Origin of the sequence: Pediococcus ethanolidurans, from assembly GCF_001437405.1 — a bacterium.
In the GTDB taxonomy this organism is placed as follows: Bacteria; Bacillota; Bacilli; order Lactobacillales; family Lactobacillaceae; genus Pediococcus; species Pediococcus ethanolidurans.
This window is the reverse complement of the sequence record NZ_JQBY01000056.1, coordinates 1-1,578: the sequence shown is the minus strand read 5'-3', so window position 1 is coordinate 1,578 and position 1,578 is coordinate 1. Positions and strand designations below refer to the sequence as shown.

The following is a 1,578-nucleotide window of genomic DNA, read 5'->3' as shown; positions in this document are numbered from 1 at the left end:
TGTCATTCACAAATGATAATGTCCGAAGTAATAACAAATGAAAATGTCCATAAACTTTAGTACATTATAATAATGTACTGGAGGAATGACATCGTGAGGAAGATAAATTTGACACCTACTGAGGAACATAAATATCAGATCATTAAGGCCGTTGTAGCCAAACGGAAAACCATCAAACGTGCAGCAGTTGAATTACAGTTGACAGAAAGACATGTACGTCGACTTAAGCAAGCTTATTTACTTAATGGTAAACAGGTCTTTCAACACGGTAATCATCGTTTAAAGACTCATCAAAAGTTTGACATTAAGTGCAAAAACAAAATCGTTATGCTTTACGAGAAAAAGTATAAGAATTTTAATGTCGCTCATTTTGTAGAATTTTTAAATCAACAAGAAAAGCTAACCGTCTCTTATGCGACGGTGTCCAAGTTGCTTAAGGATCGGCATGTTTTAACTCCTAAAATGCATCGCGCCACCAGAAGAAAAATGAAGCGTGAATTGGAAGCCAAGGAACATCAAAACAAACTTCTGACGAAGCGCGAGGTAGCAACCTTAACCGAGGTTATAGAAACAGCTCCGCTCAAAGCTCATCCTTCTCGACCACGCAAAAAGTATATGGGTGAGCTCTTACAGATGGATGCTTCAGAAGAGTTGTGGTTTGGAAACCGTAAAACTCATCTGCACATCGCAGTTGACGATTGTACAGGGGCTATTTTAGGCGCCTACTTTGACGCACAGGAAACCTTACAAGGTTATTATCAGGTGTTTTCTCAAGTTCTAAGAAATTATGGAATTCCTGTTAAAATTTTAACGGACCGCAGAACCGTTTTTGATTACAAAAGAAAAGTGCACCCGACGCAACCGGATACACTTACCAACTTTGGCTATGCCTGTCATAATTTAGGCGTTCAATTAGCGACCACCAGCATTCCACAAGCTAAAGGACGTGTCGAACGCCAATTTGAGACTTTACAAAGTCGTCTCATTAATGAGATGTCATTGGCACACATCAATGATATGAAGCGCGCTAATCAGTTTCTTATCACATTCTGTGAAGAATATAATAGGCGCTTTGCGCTACGCATTAAAGATACCATGAACGTATTTGAGAAACAAATGAAACCTGCGGAATTAGAACTGCTTTTAACTGTGATGGTCGAAAGAGTCGTCGACCATGGTCACGGCATTAAATTCGAGAATCAGCATTGGTCTTTACATAACAATCACCAGCAAGTGATGTTAGCTCCTAATACTAAAGTTGAGGTCATTAAAACGATGTCTGGTAAACATTACGCGACGATCGGTGACCAGGTTCTACGTATGGAGGTCATTAAGGCTCATCAAGAGCAATCTCCGGAGCTAGATAATCCAGTCACCGTTAAGAAATCAAAAGCAAGAATTCCAGCCGCCAATCATCCATGGAGAGGAGCTATTCGTAAGAAATATGAAAATGGTAATAAAGAACTAGCCTATGCAATAATGCATGGTTAAACAACACCAAAGGGAAAAACATAAGGTGCAAAAATAATTGCACCTTATGTTTAATGAAAATTCGGACATTTTCAAAAATGATTGACA

At 39.0% G+C, this 1,578-nt stretch carries 1 protein-coding gene; it reads left to right on the top strand.

All coding sequences use genetic code 11. The features are described from left to right. The first annotated feature begins 93 nt into the window (after positions 1-93). A complete protein-coding gene (locus IV87_RS10780) occupies positions 94-1,491 on the top strand; it encodes an ISNCY family transposase (protein WP_057808141.1) in 1,398 nt (465 codons plus the stop codon). Positions 1,492-1,578: the final 87 nt, after the last annotated feature.